This is a genomic window from Paludifilum halophilum (genome assembly GCF_002245355.1).
GTDB classification, from domain to species: domain Bacteria; phylum Bacillota; class Bacilli; order Thermoactinomycetales; family DSM-45169; genus Paludifilum; species Paludifilum halophilum.
The window spans coordinates 1-412 of sequence record NZ_NOWF01000139.1; the positions used below are offsets into that span (position 1 = coordinate 1).

1 pseudogene is annotated in these 412 nt (G+C 54.1%); it reads left to right on the forward strand.

Annotation, left to right across the window (positions count from 1 at the left end):
• Positions 1–412 (forward strand): annotated as a pseudogene (locus CHM34_RS18650) (F0F1 ATP synthase subunit beta); the annotation flags it as partial.

Genomic DNA, 412 nt, shown 5'->3' on the forward strand with positions numbered 1-412 from the left:
ATGAAGAGCTGTCCAGCTCTCAGGAACTGCTGGAAACCGGCATCAAAGTTATCGACCTGATGTGTCCGTTCGCGAAGGGCGGTAAAGTTGGTCTGTTCGGCGGTGCGGGTGTAGGTAAAACTGTAAACATGATGGAGCTGATCCGTAACATCGCGATCGAGCACTCCGGTTACTCTGTGTTTGCGGGCGTAGGTGAGCGTACTCGTGAGGGTAACGACTTCTACCACGAAATGACCGACTCCAACGTTATCGATAAAGTATCCCTGGTGTACGGCCAGATGAACGAGCCGCCGGGAAACCGTCTGCGCGTTGCGCTGACCGGCCTGACCATGGCTGAGAAATTCCGTGACGAAGGTCGTGACGTACTGCTGTTCGTCGATAACATCTATCGTTACACCCTGGCCGGTACTGA